Origin of the sequence: Streptomyces sp. NPDC001714 (assembly GCF_042892755.1) — a bacterium.
Taxonomy (GTDB): domain Bacteria; phylum Actinomycetota; class Actinomycetes; order Streptomycetales; family Streptomycetaceae; genus Streptomyces.
The window spans coordinates 123853-143011 of the sequence record NZ_JBIAUL010000015.1; the positions used below are offsets into that span (position 1 = coordinate 123853).

The window sequence follows — 19159 nt, forward strand, 5'->3', positions numbered from 1 at the left end:
GGTCACGTGAGGCCGGCGGGCCCCCTCAGGAGACGAAGTCGCTCTTGTAGAAGACGCTCGCGTCCAGGGTGTCCGGATCGGTGGTCGTGGTCTTCGACGAGAAGCCGAAGGCCAGTCTCGGCGCCCCGGAGACCATCCAGATCGCCGTGCCCTGGGGCTCGCGCCCCGGCAGGGAGGCCCCGGCGGTCGTCTGGAACTTGTCGTAGTACGAGCCGCCGGTGTCGTTCAGGTCGAGCGTGACCAGGTAGGAGGGACCGCCGGGGCCGCCGTACAGGAGATAGGCGTACTGGCCGCACAGGGTGATTCCCTGGAACAGGTCGTCGTCGGTGAGGCCGAGCTCGTCGTTGTTGGGGATGGCCCGTTCCACGAGTCGGTAGCCGTCGCTGAGGCGCCCGGCGACGGCGTCCGCCATGGCGAAGACGGCCAGGCGCCACACCCGGGCGGCGGAGTCGCTGGTCGCGTAGCGGATCAGCAGCCGGTCGGTGTACGGGTCGATCGCCGGCCGGGGCAGCTTGACGAAGCTGGAGATGGTCGGGGTGCGGTCGTAGATCGTGATGCTGGGGTTGAAGTACTCGAGGGTCAGTCCGTCCGTGAACCGGAAGCGGGACAGCTTCTCGCCGGCTCCGTTGTCGTCGGAGTCGCTGCCCTCGATCCACAGGTACGGCGTCGAGCCCGAACCCGTCGGCTCCACGCCCATCGAGGAGCCGTGGCCGAATCCCTGGACGGCCATCGTGCCGAGGACGTTGCCCGAGAGGTCGGTCTGGGAGATCCACAGGTCGCCGTTGTGCCCGGCACTGTCCCCGATGCGGTGCTGGGCGAAGTAGATACGGCCGTTGACGTTGTCGTAGGCGAAGGACTGCATCGCCCAGTAGGGCTGGTGGAGAGTGGCGCGCCAGACCGGGTTGCCGCCGTCGCCGGACAGCACGAAGTGCTTCGAAGCCGCGACGGTGGCCTGGGCGGTGCCCGCCGCCACCAGTGGGGCCGCGGTACCGACCGCGGCCGCACCGACGAGCCCGGCGCCGGTGCGCAGCAACCGGCGTCTGCTCGGGTTCCACTGCTGCGGGACGGACGTTCCGTCGTCCATGGGTTGTAGCCCCCCTGTTGTCGCCGGGCGGGCGCCCGGCACGAGGGGTTAACGCTAGACGAACGGGAGTTGACATCGCATCTGTGTTCGTCGAAAACCTGTCGGGTCCGTCAGGTGACCCCGTAGAACCGCTCCGTCTCCTCGACGGCGGCCGAGAACCGTTCGTCGAAGTCGTCCCGGATGAGCGTCCGGATCACGTAGTCCTGGACGCTCATTCCCCTTTTCGCGGCATGGCACCGGAGCCGGTCGAGCAGCTCCTTGTCTATCCGCAGGCTGAGCACACTGGTCCCCATGGGTACGAGGGCGCCACATCCGCGCGCCCGATGCGTCACTTTCCGGTGTCGACTCACTCGTAAGGGTGATGAAGGGGTTCAGTGGCCGAGGTCACGGGCATATCGGCGCGCCCAGGTGGTCTTTAGGTAGGGTAATGAGTTACTCTAAAGAACATGCCGGACCTTACCCATGGCGACGACGCGGCCGCCGTGAACTCCCTCCGCTCCGCCGTGATGCGACTCTCGCGACGGCTCAAGCACCAGCGGGTCGACGAGTCACTGAGCCCCACCGAGATGTCGGTGCTGGGCACCCTCTCCAACTGCGGCCAGGCCACCCCCGGTGAGCTGGCCCGCAAGGAGCACGTGCAGCCGCCCTCGATGACCCGCATCGTCGCGCTGCTGGAGGCCAAGGGACTGGTCCGGCTGGAGCCGCACCCCGAGGACCGGCGCCAGAAGGTCGTCACCAGGACCGAACAGGCCGAGGCGATGCTCGAGGAGAGCCGTCGCAAGCGCAACGCGTTCCTGGCCGGCCTGGTCGACGGCCTCGACGAGGACGAGTGGGCGAAACTCCGCGCCGCCGCCCCCGTGCTGGAGAAGCTCGCACACCTGTAACACCCGAGAGAAGGAGGAGGCGAATCCGTTTGAGTACGGGACCCGGAACACCTTCCGCCCCCGCACCGACCGCCCCTACTACCCCCGCAGCCCGTAAGTCCTCGATGTTCAGCTCGCTGAAGGTCAGGAACTACCGGCTGTTCTTCGCCGGCCAGGTCGTCTCGAACATAGGCACCTGGATGCAGCGCATCGCGCAGGACTGGCTGGTCCTCAGCCTCACCGGCTCCGCGACCGCCGTCGGCGTCACCACCGCCCTGCAGTTCCTGCCGATGCTGCTCTTCGGCCTCTACGGCGGGGTCCTGGTCGACCGCCTCAACAAGCGGCGCGCCCTCCTCGTCACCCAGACCTCGATGGCCCTGACCGGCATCGCGCTGGCGCTGCTGACCCTCTCCGGCCACGTCCAGGTCTGGCACGTCTACCTCGCCGCCTTCGTCGTCGGCCTCGCCACGGTCGTCGACAACCCGGCCCGCCAGTCCTTCGTCTCGGAGATGGTTGGCCCGGACCAGCTGCAGAACGCGGTCAGCCTGAACTCCGCGAACTTCCAGTCCGCCCGCCTGGTCGGCCCGGCCGTCGCCGGCCTCATGATCACCGGCGTGGGCACCGGCTGGGCGTTCCTCTTCAACGGCCTGTCCTTCGTGGCCCCCCTCGTCGGCCTGCTGCTGATGCGGGCGCGCGAGCTGCACGTCGTCCGGCGCACACCCAAGGGGAAGGGCCAGCTCAGAGAGGGCCTGCGCTATGTCGCCGGGCGCCCGGACCTGACCTGGACCATCATCCTCATCGGGTTCATCGGCACCTTCGGCTTCAACTTCCCCGTCTACCTCTCCGCCTTCGCGGACGACGTCTTCCACGCGGGCGCCGGCTCCTACAGCCTCTTCAACACCCTGATGGCGGTCGGCTCCCTGGCGGGGGCGCTGCTCGCGGCCCGCCGCGGTACCGCCAAGTTGCGCGTGATGCTCGCGGCGGCGGTGGCCTTCGGCGGCCTGGAACTGGTGGCCGCGACCGCTCCCTCCCTCTGGCTGTTCTCCCTGCTCATGGTCCCGATCGGGATGTTCGGCATGACGGTCAACGTCACCGCCAACACCACCGTCCAGATGGGCACGGACCCGGCCATGCGGGGCCGGGTGATGGCCCTCTACATGATGGTGTTCATGGGCGGCTCACCCATCGGCGCGCCCATCGCCGGCTGGATCACGGACACCTACGGCGTCCGGGCGGGCCTCGCCGTCGGCGGTGCGATCGCCGCGGCCGCGGCGATCGTCATCGGCCTCGTCCTGGCCCGGGTCGGCAACCTCCGCCTCTCGGTCGGCTGGCACGGCGGCCACCCCTGGGTCCGCTTCGTCCCGAGAGAACAGCAGGAACAGCTCGCACCGGCCGCGTGAGACCCGTACGCGTCCGGCGCGGCCGCGGTCGGCGACCGGCCCGGAGGCGGGCCGTGACCACGCCTACAGCCTCCGGGCCAGTACCTGTCCGGGCCAGCCGTCGTCGCCCGGAACGCTGACGGTGAAGGTCTCGGTCGGGGTGAAGCCGTTGCTCTCGTAGAAGGCGACCAGTTTGCGGTCGTCGCCCGCGTAGCAGTCGACCCGCAGCAGCGAGATCCCGGCCCGGCGGGTCTCCGCGGCCGCGTGGGCGAGCAGCGCGGCGCCGGTGCCGGAGCCCTTGAAGCGGCGGTCCGAGGCCAGGATGTGGATGTACCGCTCGGGTTCGTCGACGGGCGCGAGATAGGGGCCGGGCGCGTCGGTGAGGGTGAGGGTGGCGGCCGGGACGCCGTCGTACTCGGCGATGTACGGGCTGCCCTCGGCGAAGTACCGGGTGACCATCTCCACTGCCTTCGGGTTCTCCGACCAGGGGGTGGTCCCCCATTGCCTGGTCCGCCCCTGGGACACCAGCCACGCCACGGCGCTGTCGAACATCCCGAGGACCACCGGGATGTCGTCGGCGCGGCCGTCCCGGATCCTGATCTTCCCGTTGCTCTCCGTGCTCTCCGTGCTCTCCATGCAGCGATTCACGCCGCCGTACGGCCCGCGCGCAATCCCTTTTTTGGCAGGGTTGCCTCCATGAGACTCTTCGCAGCCGTGCTGCCCCCGCCTGAGGTGGCCGCCGAACTCGCCGCCGAGGTCGACCGTTTGAAGCGGCTGCCCGGCGCCCGGACGCTGCGCTGGACCGGCCGCCCCGGCTGGCACTACACCCTCGCGTTCTACGGCGAGGTGGACGACGACGTCGTACCGGACCTCTCCGACCGCCTCTCCCGCGCCGCCCGCCGCACTCCGCCCTTCGCGCTGGCCGTCGCGGGCGGCGGGCAGTTCGGACACGGCAGGGCCCTGTGGGCGGGCGCCGACGGCGACCTGGACACCCTCCGGCTGCTGGCCGACCGCGCGGAGGCGGCGGCCCGGAAGGCGGGCCTGCCGATGGGGGAGCACCGCCGCTACAAGGCCCACCTGACGGTGGCCCGCAGCCGGGACGCGGTGGAGGTACGGCCGTACGTCGCGCTGCTCACGGAGTTCGCGAGCCGGACCTGGACGGTCGGGGAGCTGGCGCTGGTGCGGAGCACTCTGCCGACGTCGGGGGTGCCGGGGGAGCAGCCGCGGTACGAGGTGGTCGGCCGATGGGGGCTCGGCGCGGCCGGTTAGGCTCGTTGCCGTGGACCCGAAGACCCGGAACCGGATCATGGCCGGTGCGCTTGTGTTGTTGTTCGTGGTGGTTGCCGTGGCCTCTGCCATGAGGTGAGGGCAGGCTGGACGGCCCGCGGCCGCCGTTGTCGGCCGCGGGCCGTCCGTGGCCGGTCGTGCCCGCGGGGCGGTAGCCGCGTATCGGCTACCGCCCCGCGCCCCCTACGGGCCGCTTGCCCTCACGGAACTACCAGGCGAAGGCCTCCGGGGAGGGACCCGGGCCCGGGAAGATCTCGTCGAGGCCTTCCAGGAGTTCCGTGCTCAGTTCCAGCTCCACGGCCCTCAGCGCCGAGGCCAGCTGTTCGCCGGTGCGCGGGCCGACGATCGGGCCGGTCACTCCCGGACGCGTGAGCAGCCATGCCAGCGCCGCCTCACCGGGCTCCACGCCGTGCTTGTCCAGCAGGTCCTCGTAGGCCTGGATCTGGGCGCGGATGGCGGTGTTGGCGAGGGAGTCGGCGGCCCGGCCACCGGCCCGGCGCCCGCCCTCGACCTCCTTCTTGATCACACCGCCGAGCAGCCCGCCGTGCAGCGGCGACCAGGGGATGACCCCGAGGCCGTACTCCTGCGCGGCCGGGATGACCTCCATCTCGGCACGGCGCTCGGCGAGGTTGTAGAGGCACTGCTCGCTGACCAGCCCGATGGTCCCGCCGCGCCGGGCGGCGATCTCGTTGGCCTGGGCGATCTTGTAGCCGGGGAAGTTGGAGGAGCCGACGTAGAGGATCTTCCCCTGCGTGACGAGGGTGTCGATCGCCTGCCAGATCTCCTCGAAGGGGGTCCGCCGGTCGACGTGGTGGAACTGGTAGACGTCGATGTAGTCGGTCTGCAGCCGCTTGAGGCTGGCGTCGACCGCGCGCCGGATGTTCAGCGCGGAGAGCTTGTCGTGGTTGGGCCAGGCGTCGCCGTCGGCGGCCATGTTGCCGTACACCTTGGTGGCGAGCACGACCTTGTCGCGGTGGACGGGGCTCTTGGCGAACCAGTTGCCGATGATCTCCTCGGTCCGCCCCTTGTTCTCACCCCACCCGTAGACGTTGGCGGTGTCGAAGAAGTTGATGCCGGCGTCGAGGGCCGCGTCCATGATCGCGTGACTGTCGGCCTCGTCGGTCTGCGGGCCGAAGTTCATGGTGCCGAGGACGAGTCGGCTGACCTTGAGTCCGGTACGTCCGAGCTGCGTGTACTTCATGGTCACCCAGCCAACGGCGTGGAGTGCGCTCTAGGCAAGGACCTGGAGTCAGTTGGCCGGAGTTCCGCGAGGAGGCCGACGGCGACCGGGCAAGCGCGCCCCGTGGTGCCGGAGCCGCCGGTCGGTCCCCCGGCGGGAGAGCTAGTCGGTCGGGAACTCGTCGGTCCTGAGGACGAGGCCGACCACCGTGCCGGTCAGGTCGACGTCGGTGCCGAAGGCGACCCTCGTCTCGGTCGCGTAGTCCTCGCCCTTGGGGTTGGTGAAGACGTGGCAGCGGCGCTGGTAGGGGTCGGCGATCAGGTAGACGGGGACCTCGGCCACGGCGTACGCGGTCTTCTTGAGGCCGTAGTCGTTGGCCGCGGTGCCCTTGGAGATGACCTCGGCGACGAACTCGACGTCCTGATGCCGCCAGAGCCCGCTGTCCGTCTTGGCGGCGTCCTCGGCCATCACCGTCACGTCCGACGCGAACCCGTTGAGGTGTCCCGGGTAGTCGATACGGACGTCGGACTTGACCCGCTTCCGGGGATACTTGGTCCGCAACTGCTCGTAGATGTCCGCGATGATCTCCCAGTGGGTGTCCCGCTGTGGCGACATGAAGACGGTCCCCTCGACGATCTCGACCTTGTATCCCTCGGGGGCGGGCATCTTCTCGATCTGCTCGAACAGCTCGTCGAGCGTGATCTCGTCGTCGCTCTTGGCCATCGCGATCCTGTCTTCGAGGACGGTCATCCTGGCGCTCCTCCCCGGCTGCTCTCCGCACGAGTGCAGCCGCGCGGTTCAACGATACGCAGGGTGACCGGGAAGCGGCCGAATTCGGTCAACTGCTTCCGGCCGCGTACTCCCCGCCCAGGTCCCAGTCCTGCCACATCGCCTCCGCGAACGCCGCCGCGATCCGGTGCTCGCCGTTCGCGTTCGGGTGGGTGCCGTCGTAGGTGTCCGTGTGGATGTCGTACGGCTCCGGCGGCGCGGCCATGATGACGGGGGAGCGGGGCTCGTCGAGGTCGGCCGCGGTCTTGGCCAGGAGTTCGTTGAAGAGGGCCACCTGTTCCGCGAACGGCTCGTCCGTCGTCGCGCGGATGTTCGGGATCACCGGCAGCAGCACCATGTGGATGCCCGCGTCGGCCGCCCGTGCGTTCGCGACGAAGGTCCGTGCGTTCGCCGCCGTCTGCTCCGCGTTCGTGTAGAAGCCCAGGTCGATCAGGCCGAGCGAGACGAGGAGGACGTCGGCGCGGCAGGAGCGCACCGCCTCCCCGATCAGCGGCGCCATGTGCAGCCAGCCCTCGCCCCAGCCGGCCAGGTGGCCGCGGGGGAAGCCGGGCTCGGCGTAGGCGTACGAGGTGGGCGCGTCGGCCTGCTTGTCGTACAGCGTCTCGCGGGGGCCGACCAGCGTGAACGGGCCGCCGTACGTCTCGCACAGGTGCTGCCACATGCGGTACCGCCATGTGTGCTCGCCCGTGCTGCCGATCGTCATCGAGTCCCCGACGGGCATGAACCTGAGCATCCGCTCATGATGGACGATCAGCGGGAGCGGCGGGGTGTGAGGACCGACACGTCCGCCGCGTTCGGACACAGTGCGGGATGGCAGGCTTGGGCCCATGCGTCCACGATCGCTCGCCCTCCTCGCCGGTGTCCTGCTCACGGGTGCCCTCGCCGCCGCACCCGCCTCCGCCGCCGACGGCGCCGGTGACCAGGGGTTCACGATCAAGGACCCGCGCATCGCCGAGTCCAGCGGTCTCGCCGCCTCCCACCTGCACCCCGGCATCTACTGGACGCACAACGACAGCGGCGACGGCCCGTACATCTACGCCGTCGACAGCGCGACCGGGAAGACCGTCGCGAGAATCACGCTCAGCGGGGTCGGCACGCCCCGTGACGTGGAGGCCATCTCCATCGGCCCCGACCACCAGATCTACGTCGGCGACATCGGCGACAACCTCGACGGCAGCTGGCCGTACGTCTGGATCTACCGGCTGCCCGAGCCGAAGAAGCTGGTCGACCAGACCGTCCGGGCCACGCAGTACGTCGTCAAGTACGCGAACGGCGCCAGGAACGCCGAGTCGCTGATCGTGCACCCCAAGACCGGGCGGGTGTACATCATCGACAAGAAGGAGGACGGCGGGCATCTGTACGAGGGCCCGGCGACCCTGTCCCCGACGGGTACGAACATCTTCAGGCCCGTCGCCGCCGTCGACCTCTGGGCCACCGACGCCGCCTTCTCGCCCGACGGCACGCAACTCGCCGTACGCGGCTACTTCGGCGGCATCTACTACGACTGGAACGGCGGGAAGATCAAGCGCGAGGGGCGGCTCGACGTGCCGCTCCAGAAGCAGGGCGAGTCGGTCACCTACTCCGCCGACGGCACCAAGCTGATGTACGGCAGCGAGGGGGCCGACAGCCCGGTGCAGGCGAAGGACGCCCCGGGCGGCACCTCCACTGGCAACTCCAAGTCCCCTGCCGGGAGTGGCGGTTCGGTCGCGAGCGGAAGCGGCGGCGGCTCTACCGGCGGCAGGCTGAAGGTCGGATTCCTGGCGTTGGCGGCCGCCCTCGTCGTGATCTTCGGGGGCAGACGGTTGTTCCGCAGGAGCTGAACAGGCAGCGGGAGGACGTCGAGGGAACGCTGTGCCTCCTACGGCTCGGCCCACCCCGACGGGCCGATTTTTGCCGGTGTTGCATCACCCTGTCCGCGGTCGGCGGAAAGCGCGTCAACGTCCCCTTCACGGCGCATATGTGGCGACACGTCAAATAGGGCGCTTGTGTCGCGAAGGTGGCGTAGCTAGTCCTTCCGCCGTTCGGGATGCGGGAGGTGCGGAAGGCGCCGCGTGACTCCTTGACGTGATGACGGGGAGTCAGTTCCATGGAGGTGTGCGGCGCATGGGAGCGCTCCCATGTGTTCCGGGGCCGCGCCTCCTCGAAAGGAAGCAGCGACATGTTCCGCAGCCTGCGAAGAGTGCTGTGCGCTGCCGCCGCGGCGCTTCTGCTCCCGCTGGGAGCGGTCGGCGTCCAGTCGGCGCACGCCGCCGACGCCCCCGGCGCCGGCTACTGGCACACCAGCGGCCGGCAGATCCTGGACGCGGCCGGGCGGCCGGTCCGGATCGCCGGGATCAACTGGTTCGGCTTCGAGACCGCCAACCACGTGGTGCACGGCCTCTGGTCACGCGACTACAAGAGCATGATCGACCAGATGAGGTCGCTGGGCTACAACACCATCCGGCTGCCCTACAGCGACGACATCTTCAAGAGCGCGACCGTCCCCGACAGCATCGACTTCAGCAACGGCAAGAACGCCGACCTGCAGGGGCTGAACTCGCTCCAGGTGATGGACAGGATCGTGGCCTACGCCGGGCAGGACGGGCTCAAGGTCATCCTCGACCGGCACCGGCCGGACGCCGGCGGCCAGTCGGCGCTCTGGTACACCTCGTCCGTCCCCGAGTCGACCTGGATCGCCGACCTGAAGGCCCTGGCGACGCGGTACGCGGCCGACCCGACCGTCATCGGCATCGACCTCCACAACGAACCCCACGATCCCGCCTGCTGGGGCTGCGGGGACACCACGATCGACTGGCGGCTGGCCGCCCAGCGGGCCGGGAACGCCGTCCTGTCCGTCAACCCCGACCTGCTGGTCTTCGTCGAGGGCGTGCAGACGTACAACGGCGTCTCGGGCTGGTGGGGCGGCAACCTGATGGGCGTCGGCCAGTACCCGGTCCAGCTCTCCGTGCCGAACCGGGTGGTGTACTCGGCCCACGACTACGCCACCAGCGTGGCCCAGCAGAGCTGGTTCAGCGATCCCACGTTCCCCGCCAACATGCCGGGGGTGTGGGACTCGTACTGGGGCTACATCTTCAAGCAGAACATCGCCCCGGTGTGGGTCGGCGAGTTCGGTACGACACTCGCCTCGACCGTGGACCGGAAGTGGCTGGCCGCGCTGGTGAGTTACCTGCGGCCGACGTCGACGTACGGCGCCGACTCCTTCCAGTGGACCTTCTGGTCCTGGAATCCGGACTCCGGTGACACCGGCGGGATCCTGAAGGACGACTGGGCGACCGTGGACACGGTGAAGGACGGGTATCTGGCGAGCATCAAGGCGCCGTTGTTCCCGGGCGGCGGGGGCGGGAGCGGCGGCGGGGGGACGTCCGCTTCCTGCTCGGCCTCCTACGCCGTCAGCAGCGACTGGGGGAGCGGGTTCAACGCGGACGTGACGGTCACCAACACCGGGTCCACGGCCATCGGTTCGTGGACGGTGACCTGGACGTGGAGCGGGGCGCAGCAGGTGACGAACATGTGGAACGCGTCGTACACGCAGAGCGGCGCGACCGTGACGGCGGTCAACGCCGCCCACAACGGCGCGATCCCGGCCGGAGGCTCGGCGAGCTTCGGCTTCGGGGGCGCACCCGGGGGCGGGGGTGTGCCGGCGGTGACGTGTAAGGCTTCGTGAGGCGGCGGCGTGAGGCGGCGGCCGTCACCCGGGTGGCGGAGCGTGCTGCCCGAAATACACGCCTTCGGGAGACGGTGCAGCAGGCTGTTCCTGCCGGTCGTCGACAGGGGCGGCCGGACACCGCGCCACGACGGCTGATGGAGCAGACATGTCCAACGTGCCCGCCGACCTCCGCTACACCCACGACCACGAGTGGATCCACACCGAGTCCGACGGCAGCGTGACCGTAGGCATCACCTACCACGCGCAGAAGAGCCTCGGCGACATCGTCTTCTTCGAACTGCCCGAAGTCGGCCGGAAGGTCCAGGCGGGTGACCCCGTCGGCACGGTGGAGTCGGTCAAGTCGGTGTCCGAGATCTTCAGCCCGTTCGACGGCGAGATCGTCGCGGTCAACGAGGAGGTCGTCGAGAGCCCCGAGGACGTCAACTCCGACCCCTACGAGATGTGGCTCTTCAAGATCAAGACCAAGAGCGGGGCGTCGTCCAACGGGCTGCTCGACGCCAAGGCGTACGCGAAGCTCGTCAGCGAGGGGTGAAAGCCCGAGGGGCGCCCGGTGTACCCGCGCCGGGTGCCCCTCGTCGTCCCGGCGCTCAGCCCCGCACCGGCCTGACCGCGTGCCGGCGGCGTGGCTTGGGGGCGTCCAGCAGGCTGACGCCGTTGTAGACGCGGCTCCGGATGAAGAGCGCGGGAGTGACGGCGAACGTGACGAAGATCGAGACGATGCTGACGGGGAACAGGGTCGGCAGCGACTGGCCCTCGGGCAGGGTCTTGCCGCCTTCGTGGACGGCGTAGCCGAAGGCGGCGAAGAAGACGATCGCGCAGAGGGCGGCCAGGATGCCGAAGACGCCCCTGGTCCGGCGGGCGGTGGCCTCGGTGCGGACCTCGGCCAGCAGGGACGCGTCGCAGACGGGGCAGGTGAGCTCCACGGTCTGCTTGCCGGACTGCGGCCGGCGTACCCGGAAGACGTTGTCCTTCCAGGTGATGCGCCGGGTACGGACGAGGAAACCCGTGACCTTGTCGCTCAGGATATGGCGTACCCCTACCTCGACAGTGCCCGGTATCGGTCTGTTCATGTGCGCGTGGATCTCCTTCGTCGCATGGGGCACACAGTGTCCGGTGTGCGACGAAGGAGACTCAACTGTCCGCGGAAGGCTTTGCCTTGAGCATGCCTTCCGGGTAAACCAGCAGCTTGTTACGGGAGTTGCCGGGTCCTACAGCTTCTCGATCACGTGGTCGACGCACTTCGTCAGCGCCTCGACGTCCGCCGGGTCGATCGCCGGGAACATCGCGATGCGGAGCTGGTTGCGGCCCAGCTTGCGGTAGGGCTCGGTGTCGACGATGCCGTTGGCGCGCAGCACCTTGGCGACGGCGGCCGCGTCGATCTCGTCGGCGAAGTCGATCGTGCCGATGACCTGCGAGCGCTTGGCCGGGTCGGCGACGAACGGGGTGGCGTACTTGGACTCCTCCGCCCAGGTGTACAGGCGGGTCGAGGAGTCCTTCGTGCGGGCCGTCGACCAGGCGAGGCCGCCCTGGCCGTTCAGCCACTCCAGCTGCTGGTCGAGCAGGAAGAGGGTGGCGAGGGCCGGGGTGTTGTACGTCTGGTTCTTGCGGGAGTTGTCGATGGCCGTGGGCAGGCTGAAGAACTCCGGGACGTGGCGGCCGGACGCGTGGATCCGCTCGGCGCGCTCGATCGCGGCCGGGGAGAAGACGCCGATCCACAGGCCGCCGTCGGAGGCGAAGGACTTCTGCGGGGCGAAGTAGTAGACGTCGGTCTCGGCGACGTCGACCGGGAGGCCGCCGGCGCCGGAGGTGGCGTCCACGAGGACCAGCGCGCCCTCGTCGGCGCCCGCGACCCGCCTGATCGGCATGGCGACGCCGGTCGAGGTCTCGTTGTGGGTGAAGGCGTACACGTCGACGCCGGCCTCGGCCTGCGGCTCCGGGTGGGTGCCCGGGTCGGAGGCGATGACGGTGGGCTCGGCCAGCCAGGGGGCGAGCTTGGCGGCCTTGGCGAACTTGGACGAGAACTCGCCGAAATTGAGGTGCTGCGACTTGGTGTCGATCAGGCCGTGGGTGGCGACGTCCCAGAAGGCGGTGGAGCCGCCGTTGCCGAGGACGACCTCGTAGCCGTCCGGCAGGGAGAACAGGGCGCTGATGCCCTCGCGGACCCGGCCGACCAGGTTCTTGACCGGGGCCTGGCGGTGGGAGGTGCCCATCAGGGAGGTACCGGTGGCGGCCAGCGCGTCCAGCGCTTCCGTCCGCACCTTGGAGGGGCCAGCGCCGAAGCGTCCGTCGGCGGGCTTGATGTCAGCGGGGATCTGGATGTCAGCCACGGGGTGAGGTTAGCCCGTGGAGGAAACCTGGGCGAAACCTCGTCCGTCGGGTGAGACGCGTGGGTGCGCGCCCGAGCGCGTCGTAGCGCCGGGCGGGCTGGTTGAGTGGACGCATGTCGGAATTCTCGGAATCCTCGGAATCGGAATTCTCGGACCTCGAGGCGGAGCTGCGGGGCGCCGTCCGGGGTGAGGTCGGCTTCGACGTCACGTCCCGGGCGCTGGTCACCATGGACGCGTCCAACTACCGGCGGGTTCCGGTGGGGGTGGTGGCTCCGCGGGACGCGGACGACGTGGCGGCCGTGCTGGAGCTGTGCCGGGCCCGTGGCGTGCCGGTGGTGGCGCGGGGCGGCGGCACCTCGATCGCGGGCCAGGCGACGGGCACCGGCGTGGTGCTGGACTTCACCCGCCACATGAACCGCCTGGTCCGCCTCGACCCGGCCACCCGTACGGCCGTCGTCCAGCCGGGTCTGGTCCTCGACCGGCTCCAGGAGGCCGCCGCCCCGCACGGCCTGCGCTTCGGCCCGGACCCCTCCACGCACGGCCGCTGCACGCTCGGCGGGATGATCGGCAACAACTCCTGCGGCTCGCACAGCGTGGCCTGGGGGACCACGGCGGACAGCGTCCGGGAGCTGGACGTGCTGACCGCGCGGGGGCGGCGGCTGCGGCTGGGGCGGGACTGGGCCGGGGCGCCGGAAGGGCTGCGGGAGCTGGTCGAGGGGGAGCTGGCGCGCCTGCGCACGGGCTTCCCCGACCTCCCCCGCCGTATCTCCGGCTACGCCCTGGACGCCCTCCTCCCCGAGAAGGGCGCGGACGTCGCCCGCTCCTTCTGCGGCAGCGAGGGCACGCTGGGGATCCTCACGGAGGCGACCGTAGGGCTCGTGGCGGCGCCACGCGCGCGTGCGCTCGCGGTGCTCGGCTACGGCGACGAGAGAGCGGCGGCGGAGGCGGCGGCCGGACTGCTGCCGCACGGCCCGCTCACCGTGGAGGGCATGGCCGCCGACCTGGTGCCCTCCCCGGCCGGACTGCCCCGGGGCGGTGCCTGGCTGTTCGTCGAGACGGGCGGGGAGACGGCGGCGGAGGCACGCGCGCGTGCCGAGGCGATCGTCCGGGCGGCGGACGTCCTGGACGCGCTGGTCGTCACCGACGCGGCCGGGCAACGCGCGCTGTGGCGCGTCCGCGAGGACGCCTCCGGTACGGCGACCCGGATGCCGGACGGCAGGGAGGCCTGGCCGGGCTGGGAGGACTGCGCGGTACCGCCGGCCCGCCTGGGCGCGTACCTGCGTGACTTCCGCGCCCTGCTGACCGCCCACCACCTGCGCGGCACGCCGTACGGCCACTTCGGCGACGGCTGCATCCACGTCCGTATCGACTTCGACCTGCTGAGCGAGGCGGGCGTGGCCCGCTTCCGCCGTTTCTCCGAGGAACTGGCGGACGTGGTGGTGGCGCACGGCGGCTCGCTGTCCGGGGAGCACGGGGACGGGCAGGCGAGGGCGGAACTCCTCCCGAAGATGTACGGCGCGGAGACGGTGTCGCTGTTCGAGCGGGCGAAGGGCGTGTGGGACCCGGACGACCTCCTGAACCCGGGCATGCTGGTGCGGCCCGCCCCCCTGGACACGAACCTCCGCTTCGCGGTCCTCCCGCGCGAGCCGGTGCCCGTGGCCTTCGGCTACCCGTCCGACGGCGGCGACTTCTCCGCGGCGGTCCGCCGCTGCGTGGGCGTGGCGAAGTGCCGTACGACCGGGGTGTCCGGCGCGTCCGTCATGTGCCCGTCCTTCCGGGCCACGGGCGAGGAAGCGCACTCCACGCGCGGCCGGGCCCGGCTGCTGCACGAGATGCTGGCGGGCGAGCTGGTGACGGACGGCTGGCGCTCGACGGAGGTCCGGGACGCCCTCGACCTGTGCCTGTCCTGCAAGGGCTGCCGGTCGGACTGTCCGGTGGGGGTGGACATGGCGACGTACAAGGCGGAGTTCCTGCACCACCACTACGCGGGCCGCAGGCGGCCGATGGCGCACTACAGCATGGGTTGGCTGCCGAAGTGGCTGCGCCTGGTGGCCAGGACCCGCACGGCGGGGCTGGTCAACGTGCTCACCTCGGTACGACCGCTGGCGGCGCTCGCCAAACGGCTGGGCGGGATCGCGCCGGAGCGGCGGATCCCGCGCCTGGCGGCGGAGCCGTTCAGCCGGTGGGAGCGGCGACGGGAGCGCGGGCGGCTGCGGGAGTGGACGGCGGACGCGCGGGCGGGACGGCGGCCGGACCTCCCGAGGCGGCTGGCGTTCCTGTGGCCGGACACCTTCACGGAGCACCTGTCGCCGGCCGTGGGGCGTGCCGCCGTACGGGTCCTGGAGGCGGCGGGCGTGGGGGTCGTGGCACTGCCGACCCGGCCGTCGCGGGTGCGGCTGTCGGACGACGGTGAGCTGCAGAGCATCGGCGTGTTCCCGTGGGGGACCCGCCGGGTGCACGCCTGCTGCGGCCTCACGTACCTCTCGACGGGCCAACTCGACCGGGCTCGCGCGGTGTTGCGCCGGACACTGGACCTGCTGGAGCCGCTCCTGCTGCTCGAGGACCTGGAGGTGGACGCGGAGTCGGAGTCGGATGCGGACGACTCGGTCCCGTACCCGCCGCCGTTCGTCGTCCTGGAGCCCAGCTGTGCCGCCGCCCTCCGTGTCGATCTGCCCGAGCTGCTCCCCGACGACCCCCGCGCCGCCCGGCTCGCCGCGCGGGTGCTCACCTTCGCGGAGGCCCTGGAACGGCTGGCCCCCGACTGGACCCTGCCCCGCCTGGACCGTCCGGTCACCGGCCAGACCCACTGCCACCAGCACGCGGTCCTCGGTGACACCCCCGACCGCCGCCTCCGCGAGGCCGCCGGCCTCACCGGCGACCTCGTCGGCGGCTGCTGCGGCCTGGCCGGCAACTTCGGCTTCGAGAAGGGGCACTTCGAGGTGTCGAGGACGTGCGCGGAGGAACAGCTCCTGCCTGCGGCCCGGGAGGCGGCGCCCGGCACGGTGGTCCTCGCCGACGGCTTCTCGTGCCGGACGCAGCTGGAACAGCTGGCGGGGGTACGGGGGAGACATCTGGCCGAGGTGCTGGCGGAGGGACTGGACGGGGAGTGGAAGTGACGGGCGACGAAGCCGAGTTCGGCCGGGTGGCGGTGCTCTCCGACATCCACGGGGTGCTTCCGGCGCTGGAGGCGGTGCTGGCGGAGCCGGACGTGGCCGCGGCCGACCGCATCGTCCTCACCGGCGACATCACGGCGGGCCCGCAACCGGCCGAGACCATCGACGTGCTGCGTGACCTGGGCGACCGGGTGCTGTGGCTGTCGGGGAACGCCGACCGGGAACTGGTGGAGTACCGCAGGGGAGAGCGCGCCGGGATCCCGGACCCGATCGGCCCGTTCGCGGCGGCCGCGCTCCGGGACGACCAGGTCGACTTCCTGGCCGCCCTCCCCGGGACGGCCACCCTGACGGTCCGAGGCCTCGGCCGGGTCCTCTTCTGCCACGCGACGCCGCGCGACGACGAGGAGATCGTCCTGGTCGACTCCCCTCTGGACCGCTGGGCGGAGGTCTTCGGCTCCGTCGCGCCCGACGTCGGCACGGTCGTCTGCGGCCACACCCACATGCCCTACCTGCGCCTCGCCCACGGCCGTCTGGTCGTCAACCCCGGCAGCGTCGGCATGCCGTACGGCCGCCCGGGCGCCCACTGGTGCCTCCTCGGCCCCGGTGCCGACCTGCGCGTGACGCGGTACGACATCCCCGCGGCCGTCGCCCGGGTCGTGGCGGAGTGCGCCCACCCCGACATCGAGGAATGGGCCGACTACTTCCTGCGGGCCCGGGCGTCGGACGGGGAGGCGCTCGGGGTGTTCGGGGCGCGATAGCGGGCCAGGGCCTCACGGGGGCGCGGCGTGGTGGCTGCCGTGCCGCGGGGGACCCCGCGTCCGGAGGCGCCCCGGGGCGACCCCTCGCACCATGGAGAAATGAGAGCCGACCGCACTTGTCCGGGTGGGTTTCCGCGGCATCGGGTTCCCCGGAACGGGCGCGTCGCCGCGATTCGGCATGCCCGACCGAACAGGAGACCGCAATGAGCTACGACGCCTCGACCACCGCCGTCCTGCTGGTCGACCCCTACAACGACTTCCTCAGCGAGGGCGGCAAGGTCTGGCCGCGGGTGAAGGCGGTCGCCGAGGAGGTGAACCTGCTCGATCACCTGCGGCAGGTGGTCGCGACCGCGCGTGCCCGGGGGCTGAGGATCGTCTTCGTGCCGCACCACCGCTGGGAGCCCGGCGACTACGTCTCCTTCGACTTTCCCACGCCCTACCAGCTCGGCTCGGCCGCGAAGGAGGTCTTCGCCAAGGACACGTGGGGCGGGACCTTCAGCGACGACTTCCAGCCCCAGCCCGGAGACGTCGTCGCCCACGAGCACTGGGGATCGAGCGGCTTCGCCAACACCGATCTCGATCTGCAGCTCAAGCAGCACGGCATCCGCCACATCGTGCTGGTCGGCCTGATCGCCAACACCTGTATCGAGGCGACCGGCCGCTTCGGCACGGAGCTCGGGTACCACGTCACCCTGGTCAAGGACGCCACCGCCGCCTTCGGCCGGGAGGGCATGCACGCCGCCCACGCCGTCAACGGCCCGACCTTCGCCCACGCCATCCTCACGACCGAAGAACTGCTCGCACAGCTGGGGTGACGCCCGCGGACGGACGGCTCAGTCACAGGTGGTGCGCACGCGCCGACGAGCGAACGCGCCCCGCGCACGGCCGGCAGGCCCCGTCCCGGCGCCGGGTGCCCACCGTCCCCGGCCGCCGCCGACACGCCTTCGCCCACCTGCGCGCCGAAACGATTCCTGGCAGGCACGCGTCTGTTGTTCTTGATGCCGACGCCACCGGTCCCCTCCGCCGTCCCGGCCGGTGCGCATCGCCAGTGAGCCGTCGCCGACCCGCCCAGGAGCACCGCCATGACCGCAGCCCTTCGCCTCCGGCCCATCTCCCGTGCCGAGCATCTCGCCTTCGCCGGGTCCCGTCCCTCCGTCAGCCATATGCAGCTGCCGTCCTGGGGGGACGTGAAGCGCGACTGGGAGGCCGAGAGCCTGGGGTGGTTCGACGGGGAGGGGCGGATCGTCGGGGCCGGGCTGGTGCTGCTGCGTGCGGTGCCCAGGGTGAAGCGGTATCTCGCGTACCTGCCGGAGGGGCCCGCCATCGACTGGCACGACCCGGAGCTGGAGCGGTGGCTCGACCCGCTGCTGGCGTATCTGAAGGGGCGCGGGGCGTTCGCGGTGAAGATGGGGCCGCCGGTCGCGGTACGGCGGTGGAGCGCGGAGGCGGTGAAGGAGGCCATCGCCGATCCGGCCGCCCGGCGGCTGGGTGACACCGAGCCGACGTCGTACGACGCCCATGGCACCGGCCTCGCCGAGCGGCTGCGCCGGACGGGGTGGCGGCGGGCCGAGGCGGGCGGGGAGGAGGGGTTCGCGGCCGGGCAGCCCCGGTACGTGTTCCAGGTGCCGTTCGCGGGGCGGTCGTTGGAGGACATCCAGCGCGGGCTCAACCAGCAGTGGCGGCGCAACGTGAAGAAGGCGGAGAAGGCTGGGGTCAAGGTGGTGCGGGGCGGGTACGAGGACCTGTCCGCCTTCTACGGCCTGTACACGGAGACCGCCGAGCGCGACCGCTTCATCGCGCGCCCCCTCTCCTACTTCCAGCGCATGTGGACCGCGCTCACCGCCGAACACCCCGACCGCATGCGCCTTTACCTCGCCCACCACGAGGGTGACGTCCTCGCCGCGGCCACCATGCTCACCGTCGGCGACCACGTCTGGTACTCCTACGGCGCCTCCACCAGCCGCCGGCGCGAGGTCCAGCCCAACAACGCCATGCAGTGGCGGATGATGTGCGACGCCCACGAACTCGGCGCCGCCGTCTACGACTTCAGGGGCATCACGGACACCCTGGAGGAGTCCAACCACCTGCTGGGGCTGCTCCGCTTCAAGGTGGGCGCCGGCGGCGAGGCCGTCGAGTACGTCGGGGAGTGGGACTTCCCGCTCAACAAGCTGCTCCACAAGGCGTTCGACCTGTACATGGCCCGCCGCTGAGACCTGCCCGGGGTGCGGCGAGCGCCTGTCCGGGGCTCCTTCCGCTCAGCTTCACAAGGTGACTCTCAGGTTCATAAGAGAACTCTCAGGTTCGGGGTCGTTATACAGCTGTTACCCAGGTATTCACAGCACCTGTTTGCCGTTCGCGAGCCGACTTTGCCGTTGCTTGGCTTCTGGGCCGTGTAAGTTTCTCGGTGTCGGGCGGCGGGGATTGCCGAGGATGACGATCCGAAATCCCCGGACGTTGCCCCAAGAGAATTCTCGTACCATCCTGCACCAATTGCACTTCGAACTCTCAAGGAGTCGGAATGAGCCTCAAGAAGCTCGCCCCGCTGCCCCCCAAGCCCAAGAAGCAGCTGCCCCCGCCGCCGCCGAAGCCGAAGAAGCGCGCGCCGAAGCCGGCTCCCAAGCCCATCCCCGGCGACCGCGACAACTGAGTAGGCCGTAAAAAGGACCGACGGTTCGCCGTCGGTCCTTTTTCACTTCCTGAATTTCGGTAATT

The 19159-nt window shown here is 70.7% G+C and carries 19 protein-coding genes; 11 read left to right on the plus strand and 8 right to left on the minus strand.

Features of this window, described 5'->3' with window-relative positions:
• Positions 1 to 25: 25 nt before the first annotated feature.
• Both ACFY0P_RS34150 and ACFY0P_RS34155 read right to left on the minus strand, forming a co-directional pair.
• Positions 26 to 1084, minus strand: coding sequence for a hypothetical protein (locus tag ACFY0P_RS34150; RefSeq protein ID WP_388921996.1), 1059 nt, complete (start codon positions 1082 to 1084; stop codon positions 26 to 28).
• 110 nt (positions 1085 to 1194) lie between these two features.
• On the minus strand, positions 1195 to 1377 hold the full coding sequence (locus tag ACFY0P_RS34155; RefSeq protein WP_388921999.1) for a ribbon-helix-helix protein, CopG family: 183 nt from the start codon (positions 1375 to 1377) through the stop codon (positions 1195 to 1197).
• A gap of 153 nt (positions 1378 to 1530) precedes the next feature.
• Between ACFY0P_RS34155 and ACFY0P_RS34160 the strand changes: the two genes are divergently transcribed.
• Together ACFY0P_RS34160 and ACFY0P_RS34165 are read left to right on the plus strand one after the other, a co-directional pair.
• Positions 1531 to 1968 (plus strand): MarR family winged helix-turn-helix transcriptional regulator, encoded by a 438-nt coding sequence (locus tag ACFY0P_RS34160; RefSeq protein ID WP_089101888.1) that lies wholly within the window; start codon positions 1531 to 1533, stop codon positions 1966 to 1968.
• Between the two features lie 29 nt (positions 1969 to 1997).
• Positions 1998 to 3347 carry an MFS transporter gene (locus tag ACFY0P_RS34165; RefSeq protein ID WP_388922002.1) on the plus strand — a complete coding sequence of 450 codons (1350 nt, stop codon included), beginning with the start codon at positions 1998 to 2000 and terminating at the stop codon, positions 3345 to 3347.
• Positions 3348 to 3410: 63 nt separating this feature from the next.
• Here the strand turns inward: ACFY0P_RS34165 and ACFY0P_RS34170 are convergent, their stop codons facing one another.
• Positions 3411 to 3962 (minus strand): GNAT family N-acetyltransferase, encoded by a 552-nt coding sequence (locus ACFY0P_RS34170; RefSeq protein ID WP_388922005.1) that lies wholly within the window; start codon positions 3960 to 3962, stop codon positions 3411 to 3413.
• A gap of 60 nt (positions 3963 to 4022) precedes the next feature.
• Between ACFY0P_RS34170 and thpR the strand changes: the two genes are divergently transcribed.
• Positions 4023 to 4595: an RNA 2',3'-cyclic phosphodiesterase gene (gene thpR, locus ACFY0P_RS34175; RefSeq protein ID WP_388922008.1), complete on the plus strand. Its 573-nt coding sequence runs from the start codon at positions 4023 to 4025 to the stop codon at positions 4593 to 4595.
• Positions 4596 to 4821: 226 nt separating this feature from the next.
• On the opposite strand, the gene ACFY0P_RS34180 is transcribed toward thpR, so the two are convergent.
• The 3 genes from ACFY0P_RS34180 to ACFY0P_RS34190 form a co-directional block, all read right to left on the minus strand.
• A complete protein-coding gene (locus ACFY0P_RS34180; RefSeq protein ID WP_388922011.1) occupies positions 4822 to 5814 on the minus strand; it encodes an aldo/keto reductase in 993 nt (330 codons plus the stop codon).
• Between the two features lie 141 nt (positions 5815 to 5955).
• Positions 5956 to 6543 carry a Uma2 family endonuclease gene (locus ACFY0P_RS34185; RefSeq protein WP_352356024.1) on the minus strand — a complete coding sequence of 196 codons (588 nt, stop codon included), beginning with the start codon at positions 6541 to 6543 and terminating at the stop codon, positions 5956 to 5958.
• Positions 6544 to 6631: 88 nt separating this feature from the next.
• Positions 6632 to 7315, minus strand: coding sequence for a GDSL-type esterase/lipase family protein (locus ACFY0P_RS34190; protein WP_388922014.1), 684 nt, complete (start codon positions 7313 to 7315; stop codon positions 6632 to 6634).
• 94 nt (positions 7316 to 7409) lie between these two features.
• Between ACFY0P_RS34190 and ACFY0P_RS34195 the strand changes: the two genes are divergently transcribed.
• The 3 genes from ACFY0P_RS34195 (at position 7410) to gcvH (ending at position 10781) form a co-directional block, all read left to right on the plus strand.
• Positions 7410 to 8402, plus strand: a complete 993-nt coding sequence (locus tag ACFY0P_RS34195) for a WD40 repeat domain-containing protein (protein WP_388922017.1) — start codon at positions 7410 to 7412, stop codon at positions 8400 to 8402.
• 338 nt (positions 8403 to 8740) lie between these two features.
• Entirely contained in the window at positions 8741 to 10246 is a 1506-nt protein-coding gene (locus ACFY0P_RS34200; protein ID WP_388922020.1) for a cellulase family glycosylhydrolase, read from the plus strand.
• Between the two features lie 148 nt (positions 10247 to 10394).
• Positions 10395 to 10781, plus strand: coding sequence for a glycine cleavage system protein GcvH (gene gcvH / locus ACFY0P_RS34205; protein WP_388922023.1), 387 nt, complete (start codon positions 10395 to 10397; stop codon positions 10779 to 10781).
• A 55-nt stretch (positions 10782 to 10836) separates the two neighbouring features.
• On the opposite strand, the gene ACFY0P_RS34210 is transcribed toward gcvH, so the two are convergent.
• The gene (locus ACFY0P_RS34210; protein ID WP_388922026.1) at positions 10837 to 11319 is read right to left on the minus strand and encodes a hypothetical protein; all 483 of its coding nucleotides are present in this window, start codon (positions 11317 to 11319) and stop codon (positions 10837 to 10839) included.
• Between the two features lie 138 nt (positions 11320 to 11457).
• A complete protein-coding gene (serC, locus tag ACFY0P_RS34215; protein ID WP_388922029.1) occupies positions 11458 to 12576 on the minus strand; it encodes a phosphoserine transaminase in 1119 nt (372 codons plus the stop codon).
• 113 nt (positions 12577 to 12689) lie between these two features.
• Here serC and ACFY0P_RS34220 point away from each other — a divergent pair, with 113 nt between their 5' ends.
• The 5 genes from ACFY0P_RS34220 to ACFY0P_RS34240 all read left to right on the plus strand — a co-directional run bounded on the left by ACFY0P_RS34220 (position 12690) and on the right by ACFY0P_RS34240 (position 19094).
• Positions 12690 to 15692 (plus strand): FAD-binding and (Fe-S)-binding domain-containing protein, encoded by a 3003-nt coding sequence (locus ACFY0P_RS34220; protein ID WP_388922032.1) that lies wholly within the window; start codon positions 12690 to 12692, stop codon positions 15690 to 15692.
• Complete coding sequence (locus ACFY0P_RS34225; RefSeq protein WP_388922035.1) at positions 15689 to 16447, plus strand: metallophosphoesterase family protein; 759 nt, start codon at positions 15689 to 15691, stop codon at positions 16445 to 16447. Before ACFY0P_RS34220 ends, ACFY0P_RS34225 begins: the two co-directional genes overlap by 4 nt.
• 203 nt (positions 16448 to 16650) lie before the next feature.
• Entirely contained in the window at positions 16651 to 17262 is a 612-nt protein-coding gene (locus ACFY0P_RS34230; protein WP_388922038.1) for an isochorismatase family cysteine hydrolase, read from the plus strand.
• A gap of 267 nt (positions 17263 to 17529) precedes the next feature.
• On the plus strand, positions 17530 to 18657 hold the full coding sequence (locus tag ACFY0P_RS34235) for a lipid II:glycine glycyltransferase FemX (protein ID WP_388922041.1): 1128 nt from the start codon (positions 17530 to 17532) through the stop codon (positions 18655 to 18657).
• 308 nt (positions 18658 to 18965) lie between these two features.
• Positions 18966 to 19094, plus strand: coding sequence for a hypothetical protein (locus ACFY0P_RS34240; protein ID WP_388922044.1), 129 nt, complete (start codon positions 18966 to 18968; stop codon positions 19092 to 19094).
• Positions 19095 to 19159 lie beyond the last annotated feature (65 nt).

Bases quoted from the DNA above. Each gene is read 5' to 3' on its own strand.
- ACFY0P_RS34150 (WP_388921996.1), bottom strand. From the start codon at position 1,084: ATGGACGACGGAACGTCCGTCCCGCAGCAGTGGAACCCGAGCAGACGC.
- ACFY0P_RS34155 (WP_388921999.1), bottom strand. From the start codon at position 1,377: ATGGGGACCAGTGTGCTCAGCCTGCGGATAGACAAGGAGCTGCTCGAC.
- ACFY0P_RS34160 (WP_089101888.1), top strand. From the start codon at position 1,531: ATGCCGGACCTTACCCATGGCGACGACGCGGCCGCCGTGAACTCCCTC.
- ACFY0P_RS34170 (WP_388922005.1), bottom strand. From the start codon at position 3,962: ATGGAGAGCACGGAGAGCACGGAGAGCAACGGGAAGATCAGGATCCGG.
- thpR (WP_388922008.1), top strand. From the start codon at position 4,023: ATGAGACTCTTCGCAGCCGTGCTGCCCCCGCCTGAGGTGGCCGCCGAA.
- ACFY0P_RS34180 (WP_388922011.1), bottom strand. From the start codon at position 5,814: ATGAAGTACACGCAGCTCGGACGTACCGGACTCAAGGTCAGCCGACTC.
- ACFY0P_RS34185 (WP_352356024.1), bottom strand. From the start codon at position 6,543: ATGACCGTCCTCGAAGACAGGATCGCGATGGCCAAGAGCGACGACGAG.
- ACFY0P_RS34190 (WP_388922014.1), bottom strand. From the start codon at position 7,315: ATGCTCAGGTTCATGCCCGTCGGGGACTCGATGACGATCGGCAGCACG.
- ACFY0P_RS34195 (WP_388922017.1), top strand. From the start codon at position 7,410: ATGCGTCCACGATCGCTCGCCCTCCTCGCCGGTGTCCTGCTCACGGGT.
- ACFY0P_RS34200 (WP_388922020.1), top strand. From the start codon at position 8,741: ATGTTCCGCAGCCTGCGAAGAGTGCTGTGCGCTGCCGCCGCGGCGCTT.
- gcvH (WP_388922023.1), top strand. From the start codon at position 10,395: ATGTCCAACGTGCCCGCCGACCTCCGCTACACCCACGACCACGAGTGG.
- ACFY0P_RS34210 (WP_388922026.1), bottom strand. From the start codon at position 11,319: ATGAACAGACCGATACCGGGCACTGTCGAGGTAGGGGTACGCCATATC.
- ACFY0P_RS34220 (WP_388922032.1), top strand. From the start codon at position 12,690: ATGTCGGAATTCTCGGAATCCTCGGAATCGGAATTCTCGGACCTCGAG.
- ACFY0P_RS34230 (WP_388922038.1), top strand. From the start codon at position 16,651: ATGAGCTACGACGCCTCGACCACCGCCGTCCTGCTGGTCGACCCCTAC.
- ACFY0P_RS34235 (WP_388922041.1), top strand. From the start codon at position 17,530: ATGACCGCAGCCCTTCGCCTCCGGCCCATCTCCCGTGCCGAGCATCTC.
- ACFY0P_RS34240 (WP_388922044.1), top strand. From the start codon at position 18,966: ATGAGCCTCAAGAAGCTCGCCCCGCTGCCCCCCAAGCCCAAGAAGCAG.